Origin of the sequence: Magnetospirillum sp. ME-1 (assembly GCF_002105535.1) — a bacterium.
Taxonomy (GTDB): domain Bacteria; phylum Pseudomonadota; class Alphaproteobacteria; order Rhodospirillales; family Magnetospirillaceae; genus Phaeospirillum.
This window is the reverse complement of sequence record NZ_CP015848.1, coordinates 843,722-869,887: the sequence shown is the minus strand read 5'-3', so window position 1 is coordinate 869,887 and position 26,166 is coordinate 843,722. Positions and strand designations below refer to the sequence as shown.

The following is a 26,166-nucleotide window of genomic DNA, read 5'->3' as shown; positions in this document are numbered from 1 at the left end:
ATGGAGATATTACATAGGGATGGCGTCCCTTCCTTCACAAAAACTTTAGACTCGGTCAGCAATAGTAATATGTTGAATTCGTGTGCCTTGATGCAGAAGGGGGACGCTTTGTCCGGCCGTACGGTGTTTCGTAATACGGTTCTGGGGGTAAGCGCGGCGGCCTTGCTGTCCGCCTGTTCCGCCATGCCCGAGGACCTGGCCGAGATTCGCGCCGACATCAACCGCCACGCCGGATCCCTGCCCCAGGAGGTGCTGAAGCGCCCTCTCACTCTGGAAGACGCGGTCGCCCTGGCGGTGGCCCACAATCTGGACGCCCGGGTCAAGGTGATGGAAGAGGTGCTGGCCGCCGGCAAGGCCGACCTGTCGCTGTTCGCCATGCTGCCCGAACTGGCGGCCAAGGGGAACTGGTCCAAGCGCAACCCCAGGAAGGCCACCACGTCCAAGGACCTGTCCACCGGCACGGTGGCCAATTACAGCACCGGCGAGGACAGCATCAGCCGCACCGGCGACCTGACCGCCTCGTGGAACCTGGTGGATTTCGGCATCGCCATGGTGCGCGCCGACCAGGAGGAGGACAAGATGGTCCTGGCGGCGGAAAAGCGCCGCCGCGCCCAGCATCTGCTGATCCAGGACGTCCAGGCCGCCTATTGGAAGGCGGTGATCAACGATTTCGCCAACCGCAAGTTCAAGTCGCTGGAAGCCCGTCTGGTCAAGTCGGTGGAGGACGCAGAGACCGCCGAGCGCACCAAGGTGGGCGACCCCATGCAGATGCTGGGGCATCAGCGGGCCATCGTCGACACCATGCGCCAGATCGCGGAACTGCAGCGCCAGACCTCCACCGCCAAGGCCGATCTGGCCGGCCTGATGGGGGTGCCGTCGTCCAACGCCTTCGATCTGGCCGAGCTGAAGGATGATTCCTTCCTGTCGGTGGAAGACCCCGACTCGACCGTCGAGGCCATGGAGGCCACCGCGCTGGCCAACCGGCCGGAACTGAAGACCGAGGAGGTTCAGTTCCGCATCGACCGCAACGACATCCGCACCGAATTGCTGAAGACCCTGCCGGGCATCGGCCCGTTCATGGGCGGCCACTACGATTCCAATTCCTTCATCAAGTACAATGCCTGGGTGGATGCCGGCACCCATGTGGCGTGGAATCTGGTGGATATCCTGACGGCGCCCAAGCGCATCGGCAACGCCCAGAACACCGCCGAGACCACCCGGGCCCGGCGGCTGGCCATGGGCATGGCGGTGCTGACCCAGGTGCATGTGGCCGACATCCAAGTCCGGCACGCGCTCAAGGAATACCGCCTGACCGAGCAGATGGCCGCCATCGACCGCCGCATCACCGGCCTGGCCGCCAAGTCCAAGCAGGCGGGCAGCGGCAGCGCCATGGAGGAGATCAAGGCGGAGGCCTCGGCCATGCTGTCGACGCTGCGCCGCTTCATCCTCTATTCCGACCTGCAGGGCGCCAAGGCCCGCCTCAAGGCGGCCCAGGGCATCGACCACACGCCGCCGTCCGAGACCTTCACCGATTCCCCGCCGCCGGAAACCACCGCCGATGCTGCCCCCCAGAGCGGTTGAACTGGAGGGGCTCGACGACAAGGCCAAGGCGGTTTCCGCCTGCCTGCGCGCGCTGGGCCATGCGGTCGCCGCCTCGGCCCTGAAGGATTCCTACCGCATGGCCAGCGCCGACGCGGCGCAGAATCCCTGGGTCACCGCGCTGGGGCGCTATGGCTTCGCCGCCCATGTGGAGGACGGGGTCAATCCCGCTAGGCTGGGCGCCGACCTGTTCCCCTGCGTCGTCCTGGGGCCGGGTGAACCCCGCGCCCTGGTGATGGCGCCGGCCGAGGGCGAGGCCTCGCGCATCCTGTTCATCCGGCCCCGTCTCGACCGCGAGGCCGCCGCCCTGCCCACCTCGTGGCCGGCATTGCTGTCCTCGTGGCGCCCCATGGTGGTGCGCGCCGGGCTGGCCGGCATGCTGGCCAATGTTCTGGCGCTGGCCGCGCCCATCTTCTCGGCCCAGGTCTACGACCGGGTGCTGCCCCATGGCCTGCTGGATTCGCTGGCCGCCATGGTGCTGATGTTCCTGGGCGCCGCCCTGTTCGAGCAGGTGTTCCGGCGTCTGCGCGCCCTGTTCGTCGAGGACGCCCTGCACGAGGGCAATATCCGGCTGGCCATGGACATGCACCGCCGCATCCTGGAAACCCGCTTCGAGGGGGCGGCGGCGCCCAGCGGCCACCTGATGCGGCTGTTGCAGGATTTCGATTCCATCCGCGACGGTCTGGGGGCGGCGGCGGTGTCGCTGCTGGCCGATCTGCCGTTCATGCTGCTGTTCCTGGTGGGCCTGTTCCTGTGCGATCCGGTGATCGCGCTGGCCGTGCTGGCGCTCAACGTCGTGGTGGCGGGCGGCACTTTGTTCGCCATCCACCGCCAGAAGCTGCTCTACAAGGAATTGTCGGGTGCCGCCACCCAGCGGGCCCAGGCCGCCCAGGAATCCTTTTCCGATCCCGAGACGGTGCGGCGCGTCGGCGCCGCCACCTATCTCCAGGCCAGGTTCCGCCACGGCACGGCGCTTTATGCCGCCACGGCGCGCGCCATCCGCACGCTGTCGGCGGCACGCGGCAACCTGTCCATGCTGTCGCAGAACCTGGCGCTGCTGCTGGCCGTGGGGCTGGGGGCGTGGCGGGCGCTGGACGGCGGCATGAGCGCCGGCGTGATCCTCGCGGCCACCATGCTGGCCACCCGCTTCACCGGCGCGGCCATGCAGATGGTCTCGGTGGTGCCCCAGGTCCAGTCGGCGGTGGCCTCGCTGGAGGCGCTGCGCACCGTCACCGGGCGGCCCACCGAACGGCCCACCGGTTCGGCCCTCATCCATCGTCCGGTGGCGCGCGGCGCGCTGAGCGTGGAGGCGGTGACCGCCCGCTATCCCAATGCCTTCAACCCGGCGCTGGAGTCCGTCTCCCTGGATCTGGAGGCGGGCGAGCGCATGGCGGTGATCGGGCCGTCGGGATCGGGCAAGACCACCCTGGAAAAGGTGCTGTCGGGCATCATCCGCCCCACGTCGGGCCGGGTGATGCTGGACGGGGTCGATATCGCCCTGGTGGACCCCGCCGATCTGCGCCGCCATATGGCGGTGTGCCCGCAGACGCCGCCGCTCTATTCCGGCACGCTGCGCAACAACCTGTGTTTCGACGGGTTGGTTTCCGACGAGCAGATGGTGGCCATGATGAACCTGCTGGGCGCCGGCGGTGTCATGCCCATGGGCATGGGGCTCGACTTCCAGGTGGTGGAAGGCGGCCGCAACCTGTCGGGCGGCCAGCGCCAGATCGTCGCCCTGGCCCGCACCTTGCTGCAGGGTGCGGCGGTGACCATTCTGGACGAGCCCACGGCGTTTCTCGACGAAGCCTCGGAAAAGCGGGCCATCGCCGGCATCCATCAGGCGGTGGGCAGGAATTCCCTGGTGGTCATCTCCCACCGCCCGGCGGTGGTGGCCCTGGCCGCCAAGGTGGCGCGCCTCGACAAGGGCAAGCTGGTCGACGTGACGCGCCGCGCCGCAAGCGTTCCGGCGGGAGGGGCTTAAAGATGGCCGGCGGCCCGCTCGACAGCTTCCGTTCCCCCATCCACGGCATCGCGCCCAAGCTGACGCCGCCATCGGCCTCGTGGTTGCTGGTGTGGTCGGTGCTGGCCTTCGCCGTTCTGGTCGGGCTGTCGGCCGTTCTGGAACTGGACGAGGTGGTGACCGCCCAGGCCCGCGTCGAGCCGTCCAGTCAGGTGCGCCACGTCCAGCATTTCGAGGGCGGCACCATTTCCGAAGTGCTGGTGCACGAAGGCACCCTGGTGGCCGAGGGCGACGTGCTGGTCCGCCTGGTCAACAGCCAGGGCGCCGGCGATCTGGCCGACAAGCGGGCCCGCTGGTCCGCCTATCAGGCCCGCTCCGCCCGGCTCAAGGCCGATCTGGATGGCACCGCCGAAATCCGCTGGCCCAAGGACGTGGAGATCGACGCCGACACCAGAAAGCGCGAGATGTCCATTCATGCCGAGCGCCTCTCCCATCGCGCCCAGCAGGCCACGGTGATCTCGCGCGAGATCGAGCGCCGTCGCCGCGAGGTGGTGGAGATCGAGACCAAGGTCGCCGGCCTCACCCGTGCCCAGGCCAAGGGCGTCGAGGAGATGCGCATCAAGAAGAAGGCCTATGATTCCGGCGTGGTGGGCAACCAGGAGATCGTCAAGCTGGAACGCGAGCAGCTGATGCTCGATACCGAGGTCTCCACGGCGCGCGATTCCATCTCGCGCCTCAAGGCCCAGATGAGCGAATCCGAGGCCAGATTGTCGGAATTCGAGAAGGGCTGGCGGGCCGGCGTGCTGGACGAGATCGGCAAGGTCGAGGCCGAACTGGCGGCGCTCAAAGCCACCATGGTGGTGGCGTCGGACCGGGAATCCCGGTCCGAGGTGCGCTCGCCGGTCAAGGGCATCGTCAAGATGAGCGCCATCAGCAGTGTGGGGCAGGTGGCGAAGCCCGGCGACACCCTGATGGACATCGTGCCCCTCGACGATGCCCTGGTGGTCGAGGCCAAGGTGCCGCCCCAGGACATCGGCCATCTGCGCCCCGGCCTTTCCGCCTCGGTGCGCCTGTCGGCCTACGATCCGTTCCGCTTCGGCTCGCTGCCGGGGCGTGTGGTGATGGTGGGCGCCGATTCCTTCGAGGAAACCCGGGGGGCGGTCGTCTCGACCTATTACAAGGTTCAGATCCGCTCGGACAAGGTGGAGCTGATGGACGGCAAGGGCAAGGCCTGGCCGGTGCGATCCGGCATGGCGGGAACCGCCTCCATCGTCATCGGGGCCAAGCCCATCTTACGTATGGTTCTCGACCCGCTGCTGCGCAACGACATGATTTTTTCATTGAATTCGTTCAAACTGAACTGGCCGGCTCGGTCCGAATCCCCAAGAACGGGGAGTGGAGCACCATGATCCCCGGCGCTGAGGATTGGTGCCATGCACATTGATCCGTCCCAGATTCCGGCGGCGAAGAACCTCGCCACGCCGGTTGCCGACACCAAGGACGCCGCCGCCAATCCGGTGATCGGCAAGGTGGACAAGCTTTCGGGCGACGCCTGGATCGTCCGCAACGGCCAGGAGGCGCCCGCCCAGATCGGCGCGCCGCTGATGCAGGGCGATTCGGTCAAGACGTCGCAGGGCTCGCAGATTTCCATGGTGTTCGCCGACCGCACCACCTTCGTCCTGAAGGACAAGGGCCTGGTCGGCCTGGACGAATTCTCCTACAACCCCGCCACCAAGACCGGCAAGGAATCCTTCCTGGTGGCCCAGGGCGGCTTCTCCTTCGTGTCGGGCGACATCGCCAAGACCCAGCCCGACGCGGCACGTATCGCCACTCCCGTCATGACGCTGGGCATCCGCGGCACCACCGTGGCCGGCGCGGTGGTCGAGGGCGGCGCCACCACCGTGGCCCTGCTGCCCGACCCCGGCTCCAACTTCGTCGGCGAGGTGGCGGTGGCCGCGCTGGGCGGCGGAGGAAGCTTCACGCTGAATTCCGCCGGGTCCGGCATCGTCGGCGCCACCGCCGGTGGCAACTGGTCGGTCTCGGCCAATGCCGCGGCCGCCGTGGCCAACATTGCTCCCCCCGCCGCGCCCCCGCCCGCCGTGTCGCCGCCCCTGCCGGCCGCTCCGGCGGGATCGGGGGGAAGCGGTAAGGGCGGAAGCGGCAATACGGGCGGCCCCACCGGTGACGTTGGCGCAGTGGTTGATGTCCACCTGCCGCCGCCTCCTCCACCGCCACCGCCTCCGCCTCCGCCGCCACCGCCTCCTCCACCGCCGCCACCGCCGCCACCGCCACCGCCGCCACCACCCCCGCCACCGCCGCCACCCCCGCCGCCGCCATCCAACCCGCCGAAGGTGGACAGTGTCACCAACGCCACGTCCAGCGACCATTCAGGCCTGAGCACGGGGACCATTACGGCCAGTGATCCCGATCCGGCCGATGCGGGCAAGCTGGTTTTCCGGCTGGCCGGTGGAAGTGTTCTGGACGCGACCCATGATACCGTGACCACCAGTCACGGCACCGTGACGCTGGACACCAAGGCCGGTACTTATACCTTCACGCCCAATGCGGGCGCCGTTGCGCTGGCCGCCGGCCAGACCGCAGCCGACACGGCCCAGGTGGTGGTCAGCGATACCCAGGGGCATTCCGTCACCGCCAGCATCGGCGTCGATATCACCGGTATCAACGACGCGCCGACCGTGTCGGGGACCATCGCCATGGCGGGGGCGCCCACCGTCGGCGTGGCCACCACCATCTCCATCGCCTCGCTGGTTGGCAATGCCACGGATACTGACGGCGACCCGCTCACCATTTCCGCCGTCACCGCCAGCAACGGCACCGCCGTCATCAGCGGAACCGACATCATCTATACCCCGGCCAGCACCGGGGCGCTGACCCTGACCTATACGGTCGATGACGGACAGGGCGGCGCCGTGACCGATCACGGCACCATTTCGGTCGGTTCGGCCGTGCTGCTGACCCAATCAGGCACGGTGCTGCATTCCACCGTCGCCACGGTGCTGAGCGACAGCGATTTCAGCGGCTTTAGCGGCGCCACCACCCTGGTCTTCGACGCCACCACGGGAACCCAGGGGGCCACGCTCAGCAGCAATGCCACCGCCGCCGGCATCACCAAGGTGGATGCCTCGGGCACCATGGGCGGTGTCACCGTCGATGCCTCGGCCCTGTCCACCGCCGTCAGTTTCACCGGCGGATCCGGTGCCGATACCTTCTATGGCGGCTCGGGCGCCGATTCCTTCGTGGGCGGGCTGGGCAACGACGTCATCCATGCCAATGGCGGCGACGCACTGATCGATGGCGGTGGCGGAACCGGTGACGTTCTGTCCATCGATGGGGTCAATTTCGAAGACCCCATCTACAACGATACCTTTCTCCAGAACGTCGAGATCATCAACATTACCAACGCGTCGTCCGCCGGCCAGTGGTTCAAGATCGATGACCAGACCGACGGCTTCACCATCAACGTCACCAGCAGCGCCAATGTCACGGTAGAGGGCAGTCAGGGCAACGACGTCATCAACGGCGGCAATGCCTCTGAGTATCTGTGGGGCCTTTACGGCAACGATACCATCACCGGCGGCCAGGGCAACGACACCATCGTCGGCGATTCGGGAACGGACGTGGCGGTGTATTCCGGCAACATGGCCGACTACGCCATCTCGATCTCTGGCGGTTCTCTGACCGTGGCCGCGCAGACCGGCACCGACGGCACCGACACCTTGAACGGGATCGAGACCCTGCGGTTCGCCGATGGTGATTTGAGCTATGCCAGCGGCACGCTCACCGCCACCGCGTCGGCCGATACCTTGCTGGTGGGTAGCGGCCTGACCACTGTGGATTTGGGTAACGGAAATGATGTCCTGTATGCAGGCAGTGCCGCGCTCAACTCCAGTGTCACGGTCCTTGGAGGCGGAGGCACCGACACGCTCGCGATTACCGGTGCCGGCAGTATCAACCTATCAGCCGCGACCGTTACCGGGGTCGAGGTGCTGGAGCTGAATTCTGGGGGAAATACTCTTGTTCTGGGCGGGGGCGTGACCCCCCAGAGCTTCGGTACGATCGTTGGCGGTGCCGGTATTGATGTAATCCAGCAGTCTGGTAGTAGTGGTTTCCATTTCGATCTTGTCGATCTCATCTCAATCGAGACCATCGCCACGGGGGCAGGTGTTTCGACCCTTAGCTTTGATCATGTTTCCACCCCAGGATTTCAAAGTGTCGTCGATGGCAGCAGCGGTGATTCTGACGCAATCTGGTTTTACATGCAGCTGACAGGCGGAACGCTAGACATCAGTTCGAAGACCTTCACGAGTATCGAGACTATTGTGATCACCGCAGGTGGCAACAACGCCGATGTTGTTCTGAAGGGCAGTAGTCAAGCTGACACAATCTATAGCGGAAACGGCAACGATACTATTTACGGCGGTGGCGGCAACGATACGCTTTTCAGCGGCACTGGCTCCAAGATCCTGGATGGCGGCAGCGGAGTCGATGCCGTCAGCTATGCGAACCTGGGGGCGGGAATTACCGCCACCGTCACTGGCTCCTCGGCGAGTGTCGTGCATACCGGTGGCACCGATACGGTCAGCAATGTGGAGACCCTGACCGGTACCGCCTACAACGATTCCGTCACCACCAACGGCACCGCAGCTGGCTCCTTCGTCGGCGGCGGCGGTACCGATTCCGTTACCCTGACGGCGGCGCCCACCGCCAACCTCACCGTCGATAATTCCGGCGCCAACGGCTCATTGGTCTTGAACGTATCCGGCCGCACGGCGGAATCGCTGGTACGCGATATCACGTGGAGCGGCTCGGACACCGTGATGACTCTGGATGGCGGTGGCCAGGTCACCAACGTGGCCAACGCCATGAACAAGCTGGTCGATCTGACCGGGGGCGGGACGCATTATGTGGTTGGCGAGGGTGGGGCCACCACGGCGGGCACCGACTACATCGTGGTGGGCAAGGCAACCGATGCCACCCTGACCGGCAATACCGGCGACGATATCCTTGTCTGGCATTCGGGCAATACCAGCCTGATCGGCGGCGGCGGCACCGACATCGCCGATTTCGGCCATGCGTCAGGTGCCGTGGTCGCCGATTTCTCCGGCGGCACCGTCGCGGTGATCGGCGGAGCCACCACGGTGGGGCTCAGTTCCTCGGTAACCGAGGTCGTTGGTGGCGACTATGCCGATACCTTGACCGGTGGCACCGGAAGCTGGGTGCTGACCGGCGGTGACGGCAACAACACCCTGGGCGGCAGCGCGGGTACCACCACGATCAATTACGGCGACCAAACCAGCGGCGTCATCGTCGATCTGGGTGCCGGCACGGCCTATCACGGCGCCTATACCGATACTCTGAGCGGCATATCCGGGGTCCAGGGATCGGATTTCGCCGATCTCCTCACGTCGGGGAGTGGCTCTCACTACCTGGACGGCGGCCAGGGAACGGATACGGCCAGCTTCATCAACAGCGGTATCGGCATCGAGGCCACCGTCAGCGGTGGCACTGCGACCGTGGTGCATACCGGCGGCACAGACACCGTTGTCAATGTGGAGGTTCTGGTCGGTTCGTCCTATGCCGATACCTTCATCGGCGGGACCGGCAACGACAGTTTCATCGGGGGGGCGGGGGCTGACACCTATACCGGCGGTGCGGGCAGTGACACCTTCGTCATCACAGACCCCAGCGATTCCGTCGATGCAAGCCGTGATGTCATCACCGACTTCACCTCGGGCACCGACCACATCGACCTGTCGCTGACCGGGTCCCACGTGGACGTCTCGGGCTTCGAGGTGGCCGCCACCTATAACGACGGGCAGGCCTCGCTGACCGGCGGATCGGCGCGGACCGGCGGCGTCATCGGCGACGGTTTCTATTCCACCCTTGACGACGCCCTCTACATTTACAAGGGCAGTTCGACGTCCGCCATCGTCTCCGATGGCGGCTATGTGGTCGGCAGCGCCAGCACCATCAATGCGGCGGATCTGAACTTCAGTATCACCGGCACGCTGGGCAACGACACCCTGGTGGGCGGCGCGGGCAACGACACCCTGGCCGGTCGGGATGGCACCAACACCCTGACCGGCGGGGCCGGAGCAGATGTCTTCGTCCTCGATTCATCGGCCACCGCCACCGCCGTCATTACCGATTTCGATACCGCCACGGACAGCATCTCGCTCTCCAACACCAGTTTCAGCCTGGGCAGCAGCGGGACCCTGGCGGTTGCCGATTATGCCGAGGGAACCACCACCATCACCGGGACGGCCCAGAATTTCGGGACCGGCGACGGCGTGGTCGCCATCCAGAACGGCACCGACGTGGAGGTCTGGCATACCACCAACATGGCCGCCGCCGACAACGCCAATTCCCACCTGGTCGCCACGCTGAACAACGTCAATACCAGCGCGCTGGACAACACCAACTTCCACCTGGCGATCTGATCCTGGAGTCTGTCTGGGTTAGGCTGAAGCACTCCATCCACTCGTCATGGCCGGGCTTGACCCGGCCATCCATGGCCCCCCGGATCAAGTCCGGGGGTGACGGTGAGGGGAATGGGTTTCAGCCTAAGTCGGACAAACTCTAATCCTCGGAATCCTCGCCGCCGCTGGCCCATTCGCGCACGCGGGCCAGATGCAGGTAGTCGGAATATTTGGGGGCGTGCTCGGGATGGGGCCGGGCGGCGTAGGGCGTGGCCGGATCATCGAACACCGCGACCAGGGCGTGCAGGCCCTCCAGAGCCTCGGCGGCCAGGGCGGCGGGGTCTGCGCCCGCCTGCCGTTCCTCGCCCCCCGCCGTTCCCCCCTTGAGATGCCAGTACAGCAGGTCCGAGACCTCTGCTGCGGCAATGCCGCCGAAGCCGCCATGGCGGGCGATCACCGCCTCCAGCGGCAATTGCGGCGCGAAACCGGCCGCCACCTCGCGGGCGCGGGGCGGCGTGCCGGTCTTGTAGTCGATCAGGCTGAGGGTCCCGTCCGCCATCTCGTCGATGCGGTCGGCCTTGGCGGTGAGCAGAAAGGGGCCGGCGGGCGCGGCGATCTCCAGCGCGCCCCCCGTCTCGGCATGCACCCGGCGCACGCCGTGGCGGCGGCCCCGTTCCTTGGCCGCCACCCAGCGGGCCACGGACTGGAAGCGCGGCCACCAGAAGGCCCACAAGGCGGGTGAGACCGCTTCGGCCTCGAACACCTGGCGGCCGATACGCAGCAATTCGGCTTCCGGGTCGGCGGGAAGGTCGCGGGGCCAGGCCTTGAGGAAGGCCTCCAGCGCGGCGTGAACCATGCTGCCGTATTCCGCCGCGCCCGGATCGGCGTCGATGGGGTCCAGCGCCCTCAGACGCAGGACATGCTTGGCGTAGATGGCGTAGGGGTCGCGCATCCAGGTCTCGATCTCGGTGACCGAAAGCCGCCGGGGGCGCGCCGAAACCGGCGGAGCGGGGGCGGGAATCTCCGGGCGCTTCCAGGACTCGGGGCGGTCGAGCAAAGCGTGCCAGTCCAGCCACTGGCCGGCATCCTGGTCGAAGGCGAGACCCGAGCCGGTCATCACCGCGTCGAGCCGCATCAGCCAGCGCGACGGTACCGTGGGGGTGCCATCGACCCGGGCGGAGCGGCTTAGCACCACCCGGGGCGCCGCCGCTCCTTGAGCGAAGTCGTGGGCGGCCAGGCCGATGCGGCGCTCCGGCGGCGCAAGCCCGAAGGCGGCGCGCATGGGGCGGCTCATCCACGGGTCGGCCTCGGCCGCGGCGGGCCAGGTGCCCTCGTTGAGCCCGCCCAGGATCAGCAGGTCGGCATGCTGCAGGCGGGCCTCCAGCGGTCCCCAGATGAACAGGCGGGGGTGGTGGTCCCAACTGGAACGCACCGCCACCGCGGCCATGAGCTCGTCGAACAGGGCAGGATAGCTGCGCCCCGCCAGTTCCCCCAAAGCGGGGGCGGCGGCGGCCAGATCGGCGGCGAAGCGGGCGGCGGCCTCGCCGGCCTCGCCCCGCCACAGCCGGGCCGGGCCGGGCAACTGGTCGTCGCCGGCCAGCCATTCGGCGAATTCCATATGGGCGCGCAGCACCTGGGCCAGCGAGGCGTCCCCGGCATTCAGCCGGTCGGCCAAAGGTGCGGCCATGGTCTCCAGATCGGCCAGCCACGAGGACAGGCGCGGCTCCTTCACCACCTGACGCAGTCCCGCCACGCCGGGGGCCGGGCGGGGGCCGCGCAGCGCCAGACGCTCCAGCCGGCGGACCAGGGCGCGGAAGGCTCCGGCCTCCATGCCGCCCGCCGCCAGGGGATGCTTGAGGCAGGCCAGCAGCGGCTGGGGGGCGAACTCTTCGGCCACCATGGCGGCGACGAGGCGCAGGAAGCCGCCCGGCTCGGTGAGACCCAGCGGCCGTCCGGCGGAATCGTCGATATGGATGCCCCAGCGTTCCAACTCGCCGGCCACCCGCCGGGCCAGCCCGCGATCGGGGGTGACCAGGGCGCAGGTATGGCCCTCGCGGTCCATCTCGGACCGCATCATCAGGGCGATGGCGCCCGCTTCCTCGCGCGGCGTGGGGGCGTCCAGGCGCCAGATGCCGTCCAGTACCCTGGGATCGAGGGCGGGCAGGTCGCGCCAGGCCTCGCAGGTGGCGGCGGGGCGCATGGCCTCGGCCAGCAGGCGCACCCGGTCCTGGCGCAGATCCACGTCGGGCGTCAGGGGGCGCACCGTGCCGCGCTCCACCCCCAGCCGGGCCAGCAGGGCCTTCAGGCCGTACTGGGGATGGGCGGGGTCGAGCGCCGCCCAGGACTCGTCATCCATCTCGCGGTCGAGCCCGGCCAGCACCACCCGGCCGGCGGGCAGCAATGCCACCGCCGCCAGCAGATCGGCGGTGGCGGGGCGCGAACCGGTGGAGCCGGCAGCGACCACCTTGTGGGCGGGGGGCCTGGCCCGCCAGGATTCGATCTGGGCCGCCATCACCCGGTTGAGGCGATCCTCGGGGTCGAGCACGCCGCGCTCGGCCAGGATCCTGGGCCAGGCTTCGGTGAGAATCTTGAGGAAGTCCAGCGTCAGCTGCCAATGCCCGGCGTAATCCTCGGGCACCAGCCTGGCCAGGGCGGCGAAGTCCAGGCGCTCCACCTGCACGGAATCCAGCAGCTTGGCCAGTTCCGAGGCGAGGCGCACCGCCTGGTCGGGGCTGGGCACATGCCCCTTCTGGGCCTTGGCGGCGGTCAGGATCAGGCGGGCCAGGATCAGCACCCGCTCGATGGGGCTGATGGCGGGCGGCAGATCCAGGGGATCGGCGCCCGAAAGCTCCATCTCCTCCTCGTCCATGTCGCCCAGGGGCCGCAAGCGGGGCAGCAGCAGCGGCCGCCCGCCCGACAGGCGCAGGAAGGCGTCGCTCATGGCCCGGCAGGCGCGCCGGGTGGGCAGCAGAATCTCCATGTCGGCCAGGGCCAGCGGATCGTCGCCCGCCTCGGCCAGCAGATGGCCGGCCAGGGTATCGACGAACGCCGCGCCGGGCGGAATGGTGAAGACCGGAGGGGTCATGGGGAGGCCTCTCGACAAGGACGGCCATTGTCCTTCAATCGGCGGCCACATGCAAAGCCGGGGAGATTCAATTCGTTGGTGCCCCAGGCCGGACTCGAACCAGCACGCCGTTGCCGGCAACAGATTTTGAGTCTGCCGCGTCTACCATTCCGCCACTGGGGCACCGCAAGAATGGTGGCGGGATCATAGCGGGTGCGGAGGGCGGGTCAACGGGATTCAAGCGACCCGCCGCTCCCATCGCGTTTTCTCAGCGGTCGGCGCGCAGCGGCGAGTATTCCAGCGGCACCCAGGCGAAGGCCTTGCCTTCGGCGCGCACATGGCCGATGCCGGGGAAGGGCAGGTGGGCGCCCGCCACCCACAGCCTTTGCCTCGCCGCGTCGGCGAACACCTTCTTGCGGGTCTTCACCGCCTGGGCCTTGTCGCTGTCGTATTCGAAGGCGACCTCGGGGTGGGCGAACTGCACCGCGTGGTTATGCACCAGATCGCCCAGCACCAAGAGGCTCTGGCCCTGGGAGGTCAGCAGGTAGGAGGTGTGGCCCGGCGTGTGGCCATTGGTGTCCACCGCCGCGATGCCGGCGGGCAGGCCCACCTGGCCGCTGAGGGCGTGGAACTTGCCGGCCGCCTTGTAGGGGGCCACCGCGTCGCGGGCCATCTTGAAGAACACCCGGTTGCCTTCCGGCATCTTGGCGGCCACCGCCTCGTCCAGCCAGAAATCGGCCTCGGCCTTGGCGACCCAGATGTCGGCGTTGGGGAAGACCGCCTTGCCGTCGGCGGTGAGCAACCCGGCGGCGTGGTCGGGATGCAGGTGGGTCAGCAGCACCGCATCCACCTGGGCGGGGTCGTAGCCGGCGGCGCGGATGTTGTCGGGAATGAAGCCCAGCGTCGGGCCGAAGGCCTTGGCGGTGCCGGCATCCACCAGCACCAGCCGGTTGCCGGTATGGACCAGGTAGGCGTTGACCGCCGTCTGGATGCCCTTGCCGTAATCCACGAACATGCGGCGCAGCAGCTCTTCCGTGCTCTTGGCGCTGATGTTCAGCAGCACCTTTTGCGGCAGGTCGATATAGCCGTCATAGAGCGCGGTGACCTCGAAACCGCCCAGCTTGAAGCGGTGCCAGCCGCCCACCTGATCGCCCTTCTGGGCGGGTGTCTCGGCTTGGGCCGGCAGGGCGGCGGCGAGAAGCAGGGCGGCGCCGGCAAAAGCGGCGCGGGCCAGGGACGCGAAGGACATGGACCTCTCCCCAAAAGTGGTTCGGCCGCCATTCCAGCTCTTGGGGCGGGGGAGGTCAAAGGAATTTCCTTCACCTCCCCCGAAAGGGATCACACGCTGAAATACTTGGCCTGCGGATGCACGGTGACGATGGCCGAGGTGGATTGCTCGGGCTCGAGCTGGAATTCCTCGGAGAGCGTCACGCCGATGCGGTCAGAGCCCAGCAGGGCCAGAAGCTGGGTCTGGTCCTCGACGCGCGGGCAGGCGGGATAGCCGAACGAGAAGCGCGAGCCGCGATAGTTCTGCTTCAACAGCTTGTCCATGTCGGCGGCGTCCTCGGCGGCGAAGCCCAGTTCCGAGCGGATGCGCTTGTGGACGTATTCCGCCATGGCCTCGGCCATCTCCACCGACAGGCCATGCAGGTAGAGGTAGTCCTGGTACTTGTCGGCCTTGAACCAGTCCTGGGCCACCTCGGTGGCGCGCTTGCCCATGGTCACCACCTGCAGGCCGATGACGTCGCGCACCGGGTCGGACACCGGCCGGAAGAAGTCGGCGATGCACAGCCCGCCTTCCTTGGCCTGGCGCGGGAAGGGGAAGCGGGCGACCTCGGTCTTGCCGTCCTCGGCGAAGAGGACCACGCAATCGCCGTCCGACGCCGCCTTCCAATAGCCGTAGGCCGCCTGGGGCCGCAGAATCTCCTCCTTGGCGCAGCGCTTGAGCATGTCCATGGCGATGGGGCGGATTTCCTTGTGCGCCCAGGTCTTGAACTCCTCGATGGACTTGCCCTGCTTCCGGTAGCCCCAATGGAACTGGTAGAGCATGGTCTCGTTGAGGAAGGGGATCAGGTTCTGCAAGGGGGCCGATTCGATGACGCGGGAGCCCCAGAACGGCGGCACCGGGGCGGGAACGTCCCGATGCAACTCGGCACGGCGCAGATTGATTTCGTCCCAGTCAACGGGCCGCGTGGCGGGCTGGGCCGCCTCGCCCAGGGTGCGCGACGGGCTGCCGGGGCGGTGCGGATTGGCCGCCTTGGCCGCCACGTGATCGTCGAAGGACTTGTCGGCCACCTTGGCCATCAGGTCCAGGCCGTCGAAGGCGTCCCTGGCATAGGCCACCCGGCCCGAGCCGTAGGCCTTGACGCAATCCTCCTCCACATACTTGCGCGTCAGGGCGGCGCCGCCCAGCAGCACCGGCACGTCGATGCCGGCGGCGGTCATCTCCTCGAGATTCTCGCGCATGATCACCGTGGACTTGACGAGCAGGCCGGACATGCCGATGGCGTCGGCCTTGTGCTCCTTGGCGGCCTTGATGATCTCGGCCACCGGCTGCTTGATGCCGATGTTGATCACCTTGTAGCCGTTGTTGGTGAGGATGATGTCCACCAGGTTCTTGCCGATGTCGTGGACGTCGCCCTTCACCGTGGCCAGCACCATGGTGGCCTTCTGCTGGCCCTCGGCCTTTTCCATGTGGGGTTCGAGGAAGGCCACCGAGGCCTTCATGGTCTCGGCCGATTGCAGCACGAAGGGTAGCTGCATCTTGCCCGAACCGAACAGTTCGCCCACCACCTTCATGCCGTCCAGCAGCAGGGTGTTGATGATGTCCAAGGGCTTCCAGCCCTCGGCCATCACCTGGGACAGGTCGTCTTCCAGCCCGGTGCGGTCGCCGTCGATGATGCGCTGTTTCAACCGATCCTCGGCCTTGGCGGGGCGCTCCTTCTTGACCTCGGAGGCCTTGCGGTCGCCGAACAGGGCGATGTAGCGGGAAAGTGCCTGCGGGTCGCGGTCGTAGATCAGGTCCTCCGCGGCCTTGACCTCTTCCTCGGGCAGGGTGTGCAGCGGTACGATCTTGGAGACGTGGACGATGGCCCCGGTCATGCCGCGCTTGATGGCGTGGTCGATGAACACCGAGTTCAGCACCTGGCGCGCCGCGGGCTTCAAGCCGAACGAGACGTTGGACAGGCCCAGCACGATGCCGCATTCGGGCATGTCGCGGGCGATCTGCTCGATGGCGTCGAGGGTTTCGACCGCCAGCTTGCGGTCGTCCTCGTTGCCGGTGCAGATGGTGAAGGTCAGCGGGTCGAACAGCAGGTCGGAGGCCGGCAGGCCGTGCTGGTTCACCGCGAAGTCGTAAAGCCGCCTGGCGATGCGCAGCTTGGACGCCGCGTCCTTGGCCATGCCGTCCTCGTCGATGGTGAGAGCCACCACGGCGGCGCCGAACTTGCGGGCGAGCACCAGCCGGTCGGCGGCGTCCTTCTCACCGTTCTCGAAATTGATGGAGTTGAGGATGGCCTTGCCGCCATAGAGCTTGAGGCCGGCTTCCAGAACCGGCAACTCGGTGGAATCGATCACCAGCGGGGTGGTGACGGCGCCGCGCAGGCGCGACACCACCTCGGTCATGTCGGCGACCTCGTTGCGGCCGACGAAGGCGGTGCAGACGTCCAGGGTATGGCTGCCTTCCTTGACCTGCTCGCGGGCGATGGCGGTGATGCCGTCCCAGTCCTCGGCATCCTGCAGGTCGCGGAACTTCTTCGAGCCGTTGGCGTTGCAGCGCTCGCCGATGGACAGGAAGGCGTTCTCCTGCTTGAGCGGCACCTGGGTGTAGAGGGACGCCACCGAGGGCACCCAGTGGACGGTCCGCTTGACCGGGCTGGGGCGCGATCCGTTGCCGATGCGCTTCAGCATCTCGTTGGTGGCGCTGATGTGCGGCGGCGTGGTGCCGCAGCAGCCGCCCAGCAGATTGGCGCCCTGGGCGACGAAGCGCTCGTGCCAGATGGCCAGTTCCTCGGGAAGCAGGGGATAGCGGGTCTGGCCGTCCACCAGCTCCGGCAGGCCGGCATTGGGCTGGATGGAGACGAAGCCGGTCCAGTTGTCGATCAGCCACTTGAAGTGCTCGCCCATCTCCTGCGGCCCGGCGGCGCAGTTCAGACCCATCAGCGGCACGCCGAGCGACTGCACCACCGTGGCGGCCGCCGCGATGTCGGCCCCCACCAGCAGGGTGCCGGTGGTCTCCACCGTCACCTGGACGAAGACGGGAACGTCGGTGCCGGCCTTGGCATTGGCGATCTTGCAGCCGTTGACGGCGGCCTTGATCTGCAGGGGGTCCTGGCAGGTTTCCACCAGGAAGGCGGAAACGCCGCCGGCGATCTGGCCCGCCGCCTGGACGACGTAGGCGGCTTCCAACTCGTCATAGCCGATATGGCCGAGGCTGGGCAGCTTGGTGCCCGGCCCGATGGCGCCGAGGACAAAGCGGGTCCTGCCGTCGCCCTTGAAGCGCTCGGCGGCTTCCCAGGCCAGTTCGATGGCGGCCTGGTTCAGCTCAAACGCCCGCTCGGCGATACCGAATTCGGCCAGCGTGATGGGCGAGGCGCCGAAGGTATCGGCCTCGACCATGTCGGCGCCCGCCTCGTAATAGCGCTCGTGGATGGAGCGGATCACGTCGGGACGCGACTTGACCAGAATCTCGGTGCAGTTCTCCAGCCCCAGGAAATCCTTCTCCACGTTGAGGTTCATGGCCTGCACCAGGGCGCCGGTGCCGCCGTCGCACAGGAGAACGCGGTCGCGGAGATGGTCGAGAATGTTGGTCATGATGATGTCCTACTTGGCGGCGTTCTTGGGGCGAACGCCCAGGATGTGGCTGATGGCGTAGGCGAGGTCGGCGCGGTTGAGCGTGTAGAAGTGGAACTGTTCCACCCCCTCGGCGGCCAGGATGCGGCACTGCTCGGCGGCGACGGTGGCGGCCACCAGACGCCGCGTCTCGGGGTCGTCGTCCAGGCCGGCGAACAGATCGGCCATCCAGTCGGGCACGCTGGCGCCGCAGGCGGCCGAGAACTTCTGCACCTGGGCGAAATTGGTCACCGGCAGGATGCCGGGCAGGATGGGCACGGTGATTCCGGCCTTTGCCGCCTTGTCGCGGAAGGCCAGGAACACGGCGGGATCGAAGAAATACTGGCTGATGGCCCGGTTGGCGCCCGCGTCGATCTTGCGCTTCAGGTTGTCGAGATCGAACCCGGCCGACGGCGCGTCGGGATGCTTTTCCGGGTAGGCGGCCACCGAGATTTCAAAATCGGCGATGCGCTTCAGGCCCAAGACCAGATCGGCGGCATAGGCGTAGCCCTGGGGATGGGCCACATAGGCCTGTCCGTCGGGCATGTCGCCGCGCAGGGCGACGATATGGCGGATGCCCTCGTCCCAATAGCGCCGGGCGATGTCGTCCACCTCGCCCTTGGAATGGCCGACGCAGGTCAGGTGCGCGGCGGGCTTCAAGGGCGTCTCGCGGGCGATGCGCACCACGGTCTCGTGGGTGCGCTCGCGCGTGGTGCCGCCGGCGCCATAGGTCACCGAGACGAACTGGGGGGCCAGCGGAGCCAGGCGCTCGATGCACTCCCACAGCGATTGCTGCATCTTGTCGGTCTTGGGCGGAAAGAACTCGAACGAGACGCTGACCGGCCTGCGGCTGGCGGCGGCGATAGGCAGCTCGGAACGGGGGAGGCTCAACGGGTCGCTCCTGTGGACTTGGTGTGCGGATGGGGTTTGTGGGCGGTCCAGACCACCACGGTCAAGGGCTGGCCGGGCAGGCGGGTGACGGGGCCGGGCTCCAGCCCGGCGGCTTTCAGCCAGCCTTCCACCTCGGCATCCTCGAAGCCGAGGCGGCGGTGGGCGTGCTGGTCGCGCAAGATCTCCTCGCCATGGGGGGCGAAATCGACCACGGCCAGGCGGCCGCCGGGCTCCAGCACCCGGGCGGCCTCGGCCACCAGGGCGGCGGGGTCGGTGGCGTAGTGCAGCACCTGATGGATGGTCACCGCATCGGCGGCTCCGGCGGGCAGGGGCAACTGGGCGATGTCGCCCTGGCGCACCATGCAATTGCTCAAGGAGAGGCGTTCCAGGTTGGTGCGGGCCACGGAAAGCATTTCGCGCGACAGGTCGATGCCGATGGCGCGCTCCACATGGGGGCCCAGCACCTCGAGCACGCGGCCGGTGCCGGTGCCCATGTCCACCAGATCATGGATTCTCCGTCCGGCGAACACGGCCAGCAGCGCCTTTTCCACCTCGGCCTCGTCCACCTGCAGCGAGCGGATGTCGTTCCAGCGCGATGCGTTGTCGCGGAAATAGGCCTGGGCCCGGTCGGCGCGCACGGCACGCACGGCCGACAGCCGCTGCTGGTCGAGCGCCAGGGTCTGGTCGCCCTCGGGCAGCAGTTCCAGCAGGCGCCGCGCCACCGCCCCGCCGCGGCCCTTGGCCGCCAGGCGGTAGAATACCCAGGCGCCCTCGGGGAAGCGGTCCAGCAGCCCGGCCTCGCACATCAGCTTCAGGTGGCGCGATACGCGCGGCTGGCTCTGGCCCAGGATATGGGTGATCTCGGTGACGGTCAGCTCGCCCTGGGCGAGCAGATGCAGCAGCCGAAGCCTGGTCGGCTCGGCGGCGGCGCGCAATCCCGTCAGCAAGGTTTCCACCACAGGGGCTCCTGTCGTCAGTTCAAAAAACATATAAACATATCTTTATGCGGATATGAAGCGCTGAATGTCCCGTTCCAGGGTAAGGTCGTAAGGTGTTCGCTCCATGATGCGCAATTGCCACAGGATTCCGAGTCCCGGGGGCAAATTTCCCTTTCCCCTCTAGCCATTAGGTCGGGACTGTGATACCTCGGAATATTGGGGGTCAGCGGCTCCCTGTAGTGGGCGGCGCCCCGGCTCGCCCGTATGCTCAGACCAAAGGTACAGAAGGTACGCAGCCATGAACGCCTCGCGCCGGACCATTGCCCGCCTCGTCGCCCCCGTGCTCGCTCTGGCACTGGTGGCCGGCTGCGCCACGCCGCCCCCCGCCGACGACAAGGAAGCCGTCGCCGAGTGGGAGCAGGTCAACGACCCGCTGGAGCCCATGAACCGGGCGATCTTCGATTTCAACCGCGCCGCCGACAAATACGCCATCAAGCCGGCCGCCGAGGGCTATCGCGCCGTGATGCCGAAATTCGGGCGCGAGCGCGTGCACAACATCCTGACCAACCTGAACAGCCCGCTGACCTTCGCCAACGACGTGCTGCAGGGCGAGACGGACCGCGCGGTGCAGACCTTCTTCCGTGCCATGCTGAACAGCACGTTCGGGCTGGCCGGCTTCATCGACATCGCCACTCCGGCGGGCATCCCCCCGCACGAGGAGGATCTGGGCCAGACCCTGGCGGTGTGGGGCGTGGGCGAAGGCCCCTTCCTGATGCTGCCCATCTTCGGGCCGTCCAATCCCCGCGACACCATCGGCCTGGTGGCCGAGATGTTCGCCGATCCCTTCGATCTGGCCATGGCCAATATGGGTAGGGAATACATCACCTATACCCGCATGGGCATGACCGGCCTGGACAAGCGCGAGGCGCTGATCGACACCCTGGACGAGATCGAGCGGACCTCGCTCGACTACTATGCCTCGCTGCGGTCGCTTTATCGCCAGCATCGCGCCTCCGAGATCAAGAACGGCCGCGGCGGCGGGGAGAAGATCCCGGCTCCGGGGCTGTCGGGCACCACCAAGACCGAAGAGCTTTCCCAGTCGGCGCAGTGACAATCCATAGGCCGGACAAGACAATGATTTCCCGTCGTTTCCTTTTTGCCGTGCTGGCTGGGCTGTTCCTCGGCCTCACCTTCAATCCCATCGCCGCCGCCGAGGCCGACCCCAAGGTTTTCGTCTCCCAACTGGCCGGCAAGGCCATGGAGACCATGACCGCCAAGGGAGTGTCGGATGTGGAGCGCAATCAGCGCTTCCGCAGCCAGTTCACCACCGACGTCGATCTGCCCGAGATCGGCAAGTTCGTTCTGGGCCGCCATTGGCGCGCCGCCAGCCCGGAGCAGCAGCAGGAATTCCTGAAGGCCTTCGAGGATATCGTGGTGCTGACCTGGGCGACCCGTTTCAAGGATTACGGCGGCGATCTGCGCCACGTGGTGACCAATGCCGCCGCCGACGGCGAGCGCGGAATCATCGTCGAGTCCAAGGTGGAGCGCGATCACCAGGCGCCCATCAATCTCCAGTGGAAGCTGAAGAAGGGCGAGGCCGATCTTCGCGTCGTCGATCTGGTGGTCGAGGGCGCCTCCATGGCCATCACCTATCGCAACGAGTACGCGTCGGTGATTCAGGCCAATGGCGGCAAGATCGACGGGCTTCTGGGCGCCATGCGCACCAAGGTCGCCGAACTGCAGGCGGCCAAGGGCGCGGCCAAGGCCAACTGAGCCCTGCGCCAGGAACTTTGAGCGCCAAGGCCGGGACATGTCCCGGCCTTTCGCATTCCAGCCCTAGGCTTTGCCCGCCGCCGCGTCGATGGCGCGGGCCAGATCGATGTCCTTGCGGGTCACGCCGCCGGCATCGTGGGTGGCGAGCGTGATGTCGACCCGGTTCCAGACATTGAACCATTCGGGATGGTGGTCCATCTTCTCGGCGGCCAGGGCCACCCGGGTCATGAAGGCGAAGGCCTCGCCGAAATCGGTGAAGCGCAGGGACCGGTGGATGGCGTCGCGTCCCTCCATCTGGGTCCATCCGCTCAGCTCCGCCAGGGCGCGGGCCTTGTCGTCCGCCGTCAGTTTCGCGCTCATCAGTGCACCTCGTCGGGAGTCTGTCTCAAAGAGTGGGGACCCCTGGTGCGGGCCGCAAGGACAGGGTAGATTCTTAAGGACCATGAGCAGAGTGATGCCCCACCACAGCACGCCACCCGGCCTGGCCGACCTGGAGACCATCGCCCAGGCCGCCTTCGCCGACATCCCCGAGGAATTGCGCCGCTACGCCGCCGACGTGGTGATCCGCGTCGATGACTTCCCCGACGAGGAGGTGGAGCGCGAGATGGATCTGGAAAGCCCCTTCGACCTGCTGGGGCTGTACCGCGGCTCGGCCATGGACATCCATGCCTTCGGCGGTGCGCCGGGCGACGTGGACATGATCTTTCTCTATCGCCGGCCCATCCTGGATTACTGGTGCGAGACGGGCGAGGACCTGTCCACCCTGGTCAAGCACGTGCTGATTCACGAGATCGGTCATCATTTCGGCCTGTCCGACGACGACATGCAGCGCATCGAGGATGAAGCGTGAGCAAACCCAAGCCGCCCGCCCACCCCGTTCCGTTGCCGCCCGATGCCCTCTACCGGGTGTGCGATCCGGCGTGTTTCGACTTCGCCACCACCGCCGACCTGCCCGACGAGGCCGACGAGCCGGGGCCGGCGCTGGGCCAGGATCGCGCCGTCGAGGCGATCCGCTTCGCCATCGGCATGCGCCATCGCGGCTTCAACCTGTTCGCCCTGGGCGAGGAGGGAACCGGCCGGCGCAACCTGATCCTCGGATACCTGCGCGAGGCCGCCGCCGCCCGGCCGCCCTCCGACGACTGGGTCTATGTGGAGAATTTCGCGGAAAGCGCCCGGCCGAGGGCGCTGCGCCTGCCCGCCGGGCGGGGCCGTGCCCTGGAGCAGGGCATGGCCCATCTGGTGGAAGAGCTGGGCCACGCCCTGCCCGCCGCCTTCGAGGCCGAGGAGTACCGCGCGCGCCGCCAGATGGTGGAGAGCGAAGCCAAGCAGCAGCGCGAGGCGGCCTTTTCCGCCATTCAGGAGGATGCCGAGGCTCACGGCATCGCCCTGATCCGCACGCCCATGGGGCTGGGGCTGGCGCCGTCCAAGGGTGACGAGGTGCTGCCGCCTGACGAGTTCAAGCAATTGCCCGACGAGGTCCAGACCCGCCTGCGGGCCGAGATGGAGCGTCTGCAGGAGCGTCTGGAGACCACCATCAAGCAGGTGCCGCGCTGGGAGCGCGACACCCGGGCCCGTCTGCGCGAACTGGAACGCGAAGCGGTCGGCCACGCCATCGCCCATCTGATGGACGATTTGAAGGAGGACTGGGCCGATCTGCCCGAGGTGCTGGCCTATCTCGACGAGGTGGCCGGCGACGTGGCGCTCAACGCCCAGGATTTCCTGCCCGAGGCCGAGGATGCGGAGCGCCGTGAAGGCCGCCCGCGCGGCCCCGATGGCCGTTTCCGCAAGTATCGGGTCAACGTCCTGGTCTGCCGCGAGGGCGAGGCCGGCGCCCCGGTGGTGATGGAAACCTATCCCACCCAGCCCAACATCATCGGCCGGGTCGAGCACATCGCCCAGTACGGCACCCTGATCACCGATTTCAACCTGATCAAGGCGGGCAGCCTGCATCGGGCCAATGGCGGCTATCTGGTGCTGGACGCGCTGAAGCTGCTGATGCATCCCTTCGCCTGGGAGGATTTGAAGCGGGCTCTTCGTGACCGCGAGATCCGCATCGAATCCCCGGGCCAGGCCATGGGCCTGATCAGCACCCTGTCGCTGGAGCCCCAGCCCATTCCCCTGGACGTGAAGGTGGTGCTGGTCGGCGACCCCATGCTGTACTACCTGCTGAGCCACAACGACCCGGAATTCGGCGAGCTGTTCAAGGTCTCGGCGGATTTCGACTGGCGCATGGACAGGAGCGAGGCCAACACCGCCCTGCTGGCCCGCTCGGTGGCGATCCTCGTCCGCAAGGAGGGCTTGCGGCCGCTCGATCGCGGCGCCGTGGCCCGTATGGTCGAGCAGGCCTCGCGCGAGGTGGGCGATTCCACCCGCCTGTCCACCCACATGGCCAGCCTGGCCGACCTGGTGCGCGAGGCCGATTACTGGGCCGGCGAGGACGGCGCCGCCTGTGTGTCCGCCTCCCACGTGTCCCAGGCGGTGGCGGCCTCGGTGCGCCGTCTCGACCGGGTGCGCGACAACGTCCAGGAGGAGATGCTGGCCGGCACCGTCCATATCGCCACCGACGGCGAGGCGGTGGGCCAGATCAACGGTCTGGCGGTCCTCGAACTGGGGCGCTTCTCCTTCGGCCGCCCCACCCGGGTGACGGCCAGGGTGCGCTTCGGCAAGGGCGACGTGGTGGACATCGAGCGCGAGGTCCTGCTGGGCGGCCCCATCCATGGCAAGGGGGTGATGATCCTGTCGTCCTATCTGGCGTCGCGCTACGCCACCGAGCTGCCCATGGCGCTGTCGGCCACCCTGGTGTTCGAGCAATCCTACGGCGGGATCGAGGGGGATTCCGCCTCGTCCACCGAGCTTTACGCCCTGCTGTCGGCCCTGGCCGAGCTGCCCATCCGCCAAAGTCTGGCGGTGACCGGCTCCATCGACCAGTTCGGCCGCATCCAGGCCATCGGCGGGGTCAACGAGAAGATCGAGGGCTTCTTCGACCTGTGCCGCGCCAGGGGCCTCGACGGCAGCCACGGCGTGCTGATCCCCGCCGCCAATGCCCGGCACCTGATGCTGCGCCAGGACGTGGTCGAGGCCGCCAGAGCCGGCCTGTTCTCCGTCTATCCGGTGGAAACCGTCGATCAGGGCATGGCGCTGCTGACCGGGTGGCCGGCCGGTGAACGCGATGCCAAGGGCAAGTTCCCGGCGGGGTCCATCAACCGCAAGGTCGCGGCCCGCCTGGGCGCCTTCATGCGCCGCGCCGAGGATCTGGCGTCGCCCAGGCCGCCCGTCGGCATGGGGCGCAACGGGAGCGGCGGATGATGCGAGCCTGGACGCTCCTGCTTGCCGTCCTGCTGGTGACGGCCACCGGGGCCTGGGCCAGCGAATTGCAGGTTCTGACCCGATCGTCCTACCTGTCGCCCGAATTGCTGCGCAAGTTCGAGCGTGAAACCGGCATCACCGTCGTGCTCACCGTGGTGGCCGACCACGATCAGGTCCGCAGCAATCTGCAGGGCGCCCGCTCAGGGTTCGACATCGCCTTTATTCCCGATTACCACGTGGGCGGTTTGATCCGGGGCGGTTTGATCGAGCGGGTGCTGGCCGATCGCCTCAACGGCTTTTGGAACGTCGAGGATCCCTGGCGCTCGCGCTCGTTCGATCCGCGCAACGAGTACACCATCCCCCATCAGTGGGGCACGACCGCCTTCGCGGTGGACACCTCCATCCATCGCGGCGACATCGATTCGCTGCGCCTGCTGTTCGAGCCGCCGCCCGAGGTGGAGGGGCGCATCGCCCTGCTGGACGAGGGCGACATGGTCCAGTTGGCGCTGGTCCATGCGGGCGAGGCGCGCTGCACCGACGACGAGGGCAAGCTGGAAAAGGCCGCCCGCCTGCTGGAGCCGCTGCTGGCCCGCAACCGTCTGGTGGCCGCCGAGAGGATGATGGCGGCCCTGGCCGACCCGTCCATCGTGCTGGCGGTGTCGTGGAACGGCGACGCCATGCGGGCGCGGGAAAAGCGCCCCAGTCTGGCCTATGCCTATCCCCGCGAAGGCAATCTGGTGTGGACCGACGTGGTGGTGGTGCCGAAGAATCCCCCCAACCGGGCCAACGCCATGAAGTTCCTGACCTTCATGCTGAAGCCCGAGAACGCCGCCCTGGATTCCAATTTCAACGGCTATGCCAACATGATCCGCGGCAGCGAGAGGTTCCTGGCGCCCAGCGTCCTGGGGGCGCCTGAAATGGTGGCGCCCTGGCCGGCCAAGGTGGGTTTCCTGCCGTCCTGTCCCGAGATGATCCAGCGCCGGCACGACGCGGTCTGGGCCGGAATCAAGGCGCGGGCGGGCCAGTCCCCGGCCCAGCGCTGATCACTTCACCGTCAGCGGACGCGACAGGGTGTAGCGGCTGCCGTCGTCGTCGAACCAGGTGAAGTCCAGGCTGCCGCCCTCGGCCGCGGTGATGAAGAAGCTCAGTCCCGGATTGGCCGACATGCCCGGATGAAGGTCGGCCGAGAACACGGTGCGGCCGTTGAGCGCGCAGGTGAAGCGGTTGATGATCCGGCGCGGCAGCAGCGCGCCGTTCATGTCCTTGCGCTGTCCCGATTCCATGTCGTGGTCGATCAGGGTCTTGATCTCGATGATCTCGCCCTTGGCGGCGCTTTCGGGGAATTTGACCTTGGGGGTGGGCATC

16 protein-coding genes and 1 tRNA gene are annotated in these 26,166 nt (G+C 67.5%); 9 read left to right on the top strand and 8 right to left on the bottom strand.

Annotated elements, in window-relative coordinates; genetic code table 11:
* Positions 1–108: 108 nt before the first annotated feature.
* The 4 genes from WV31_RS03930 to WV31_RS03910 are packed head-to-tail and all read left to right on the top strand — an operon-like array spanning position 109 to position 10,020.
* Positions 109–1,581, top strand: coding sequence for a TolC family protein (locus tag WV31_RS03930; RefSeq protein WP_237051479.1), 1,473 nt, complete (start codon positions 109–111; stop codon positions 1,579–1,581).
* The gene (locus WV31_RS03925; protein WP_085372363.1) at positions 1,559–3,580 is read left to right on the top strand and encodes a peptidase domain-containing ABC transporter; all 2,022 of its coding nucleotides are present in this window, start codon (positions 1,559–1,561) and stop codon (positions 3,578–3,580) included. Before WV31_RS03930 ends, WV31_RS03925 begins: the two co-directional genes overlap by 23 nt.
* Positions 3,581–3,582: 2 nt before the next feature.
* A complete protein-coding gene (locus tag WV31_RS03920) occupies positions 3,583–4,968 on the top strand; it encodes an HlyD family type I secretion periplasmic adaptor subunit (protein WP_085372362.1) in 1,386 nt (461 codons plus the stop codon).
* Positions 4,969–4,992: 24 nt separating this feature from the next.
* Positions 4,993–10,020: a cadherin-like domain-containing protein gene (locus WV31_RS03910; protein WP_145980729.1), complete on the top strand. Its 5,028-nt coding sequence runs from the start codon at positions 4,993–4,995 to the stop codon at positions 10,018–10,020.
* A 139-nt stretch (positions 10,021–10,159) separates the two neighbouring features.
* On the opposite strand, the gene addB is transcribed toward WV31_RS03910, so the two are convergent.
* The 6 genes from addB to WV31_RS03880 all read right to left on the bottom strand — a co-directional run bounded on the left by addB (position 10,160) and on the right by WV31_RS03880 (position 19,740).
* Positions 10,160–13,084 carry a double-strand break repair protein AddB gene (gene addB / locus WV31_RS03905; protein ID WP_085372360.1) on the bottom strand — a complete coding sequence of 975 codons (2,925 nt, stop codon included), beginning with the start codon at positions 13,082–13,084 and terminating at the stop codon, positions 10,160–10,162.
* 76 nt (positions 13,085–13,160) lie between these two features.
* Positions 13,161–13,246 (bottom strand) — tRNA-Leu (locus WV31_RS03900).
* Between the two features lie 85 nt (positions 13,247–13,331).
* Positions 13,332–14,312 carry an MBL fold metallo-hydrolase gene (locus WV31_RS03895; RefSeq protein WP_085372359.1) on the bottom strand — a complete coding sequence of 327 codons (981 nt, stop codon included), beginning with the start codon at positions 14,310–14,312 and terminating at the stop codon, positions 13,332–13,334.
* Positions 14,313–14,401: 89 nt separating this feature from the next.
* A complete protein-coding gene (gene metH, locus WV31_RS03890; RefSeq protein ID WP_085372358.1) occupies positions 14,402–17,875 on the bottom strand; it encodes a methionine synthase in 3,474 nt (1,157 codons plus the stop codon).
* A gap of 9 nt (positions 17,876–17,884) precedes the next feature.
* Positions 17,885–18,784 carry a methylenetetrahydrofolate reductase gene (metF, locus tag WV31_RS03885; RefSeq protein WP_085372357.1) on the bottom strand — a complete coding sequence of 300 codons (900 nt, stop codon included), beginning with the start codon at positions 18,782–18,784 and terminating at the stop codon, positions 17,885–17,887.
* On the bottom strand, positions 18,781–19,740 hold the full coding sequence (locus WV31_RS03880) for an ArsR/SmtB family transcription factor (protein ID WP_145980728.1): 960 nt from the start codon (positions 19,738–19,740) through the stop codon (positions 18,781–18,783). The genes metF and WV31_RS03880 overlap by 4 nt, the downstream gene beginning before the upstream one ends.
* Before the next feature lie 280 nt (positions 19,741–20,020).
* On the opposite strand from WV31_RS03880, the gene WV31_RS03875 reads away from it, so the two are divergent.
* Together WV31_RS03875 and WV31_RS03870 are read left to right on the top strand one after the other, a co-directional pair.
* Positions 20,021–20,833: an MlaA family lipoprotein gene (locus WV31_RS03875; RefSeq protein WP_085372355.1), complete on the top strand. Its 813-nt coding sequence runs from the start codon at positions 20,021–20,023 to the stop codon at positions 20,831–20,833.
* Between the two features lie 23 nt (positions 20,834–20,856).
* Entirely contained in the window at positions 20,857–21,495 is a 639-nt protein-coding gene (locus tag WV31_RS03870) for an MlaC/ttg2D family ABC transporter substrate-binding protein (RefSeq protein ID WP_085372354.1), read from the top strand.
* Between the two features lie 63 nt (positions 21,496–21,558).
* Here the strand turns inward: WV31_RS03870 and WV31_RS03865 are convergent, their stop codons facing one another.
* On the bottom strand, positions 21,559–21,855 hold the full coding sequence (locus WV31_RS03865; protein ID WP_085372353.1) for a 4a-hydroxytetrahydrobiopterin dehydratase: 297 nt from the start codon (positions 21,853–21,855) through the stop codon (positions 21,559–21,561).
* A gap of 94 nt (positions 21,856–21,949) precedes the next feature.
* Between WV31_RS03865 and WV31_RS03860 the strand changes: the two genes are divergently transcribed.
* From WV31_RS03860 to WV31_RS03850, 3 genes are read left to right on the top strand one after another with little or no spacing between them, the layout of a single operon-like run.
* The gene (locus tag WV31_RS03860; protein WP_068428498.1) at positions 21,950–22,345 is read left to right on the top strand and encodes a metallopeptidase family protein; all 396 of its coding nucleotides are present in this window, start codon (positions 21,950–21,952) and stop codon (positions 22,343–22,345) included.
* Entirely contained in the window at positions 22,342–24,801 is a 2,460-nt protein-coding gene (locus WV31_RS03855; protein WP_085372352.1) for a Lon protease family protein, read from the top strand. The genes WV31_RS03860 and WV31_RS03855 overlap by 4 nt, the downstream gene beginning before the upstream one ends.
* Complete coding sequence (locus tag WV31_RS03850) at positions 24,798–25,844, top strand: extracellular solute-binding protein (RefSeq protein ID WP_085372351.1); 1,047 nt, start codon at positions 24,798–24,800, stop codon at positions 25,842–25,844. The genes WV31_RS03855 and WV31_RS03850 overlap by 4 nt, the downstream gene beginning before the upstream one ends.
* Here the strand turns inward: WV31_RS03850 and soxZ are convergent, their stop codons facing one another.
* A complete protein-coding gene (gene soxZ / locus WV31_RS03845; protein WP_206072579.1) occupies positions 25,845–26,165 on the bottom strand; it encodes a thiosulfate oxidation carrier complex protein SoxZ in 321 nt (106 codons plus the stop codon).
* Position 26,166 lies beyond the last annotated feature (1 nt).

Excerpts from the sequence above, each read along its gene's own strand:
- WV31_RS03870 (WP_085372354.1), top strand. The coding sequence starts at position 20,857 with ATGATTTCCCGTCGTTTCCTTTTTGCCGTGCTGGCTGGGCTGTTCCTC.
- metH (WP_085372358.1), bottom strand. The coding sequence starts at position 17,875 with ATGACCAACATTCTCGACCATCTCCGCGACCGCGTTCTCCTGTGCGAC.
- WV31_RS03925 (WP_085372363.1), top strand. The coding sequence starts at position 1,559 with ATGCTGCCCCCCAGAGCGGTTGAACTGGAGGGGCTCGACGACAAGGCC.
- WV31_RS03920 (WP_085372362.1), top strand. The coding sequence starts at position 3,583 with ATGGCCGGCGGCCCGCTCGACAGCTTCCGTTCCCCCATCCACGGCATC.
- WV31_RS03895 (WP_085372359.1), bottom strand. The coding sequence starts at position 14,312 with ATGTCCTTCGCGTCCCTGGCCCGCGCCGCTTTTGCCGGCGCCGCCCTG.
- WV31_RS03875 (WP_085372355.1), top strand. The coding sequence starts at position 20,021 with ATGAACGCCTCGCGCCGGACCATTGCCCGCCTCGTCGCCCCCGTGCTC.
- WV31_RS03860 (WP_068428498.1), top strand. The coding sequence starts at position 21,950 with ATGCCCCACCACAGCACGCCACCCGGCCTGGCCGACCTGGAGACCATC.
- soxZ (WP_206072579.1), bottom strand. The coding sequence starts at position 26,165 with ATGCCCACCCCCAAGGTCAAATTCCCCGAAAGCGCCGCCAAGGGCGAG.
- WV31_RS03850 (WP_085372351.1), top strand. The coding sequence starts at position 24,798 with ATGATGCGAGCCTGGACGCTCCTGCTTGCCGTCCTGCTGGTGACGGCC.
- WV31_RS03910 (WP_145980729.1), top strand. The coding sequence starts at position 4,993 with ATGCACATTGATCCGTCCCAGATTCCGGCGGCGAAGAACCTCGCCACG.
- addB (WP_085372360.1), bottom strand. The coding sequence starts at position 13,084 with ATGACCCCTCCGGTCTTCACCATTCCGCCCGGCGCGGCGTTCGTCGAT.
- WV31_RS03865 (WP_085372353.1), bottom strand. The coding sequence starts at position 21,855 with ATGAGCGCGAAACTGACGGCGGACGACAAGGCCCGCGCCCTGGCGGAG.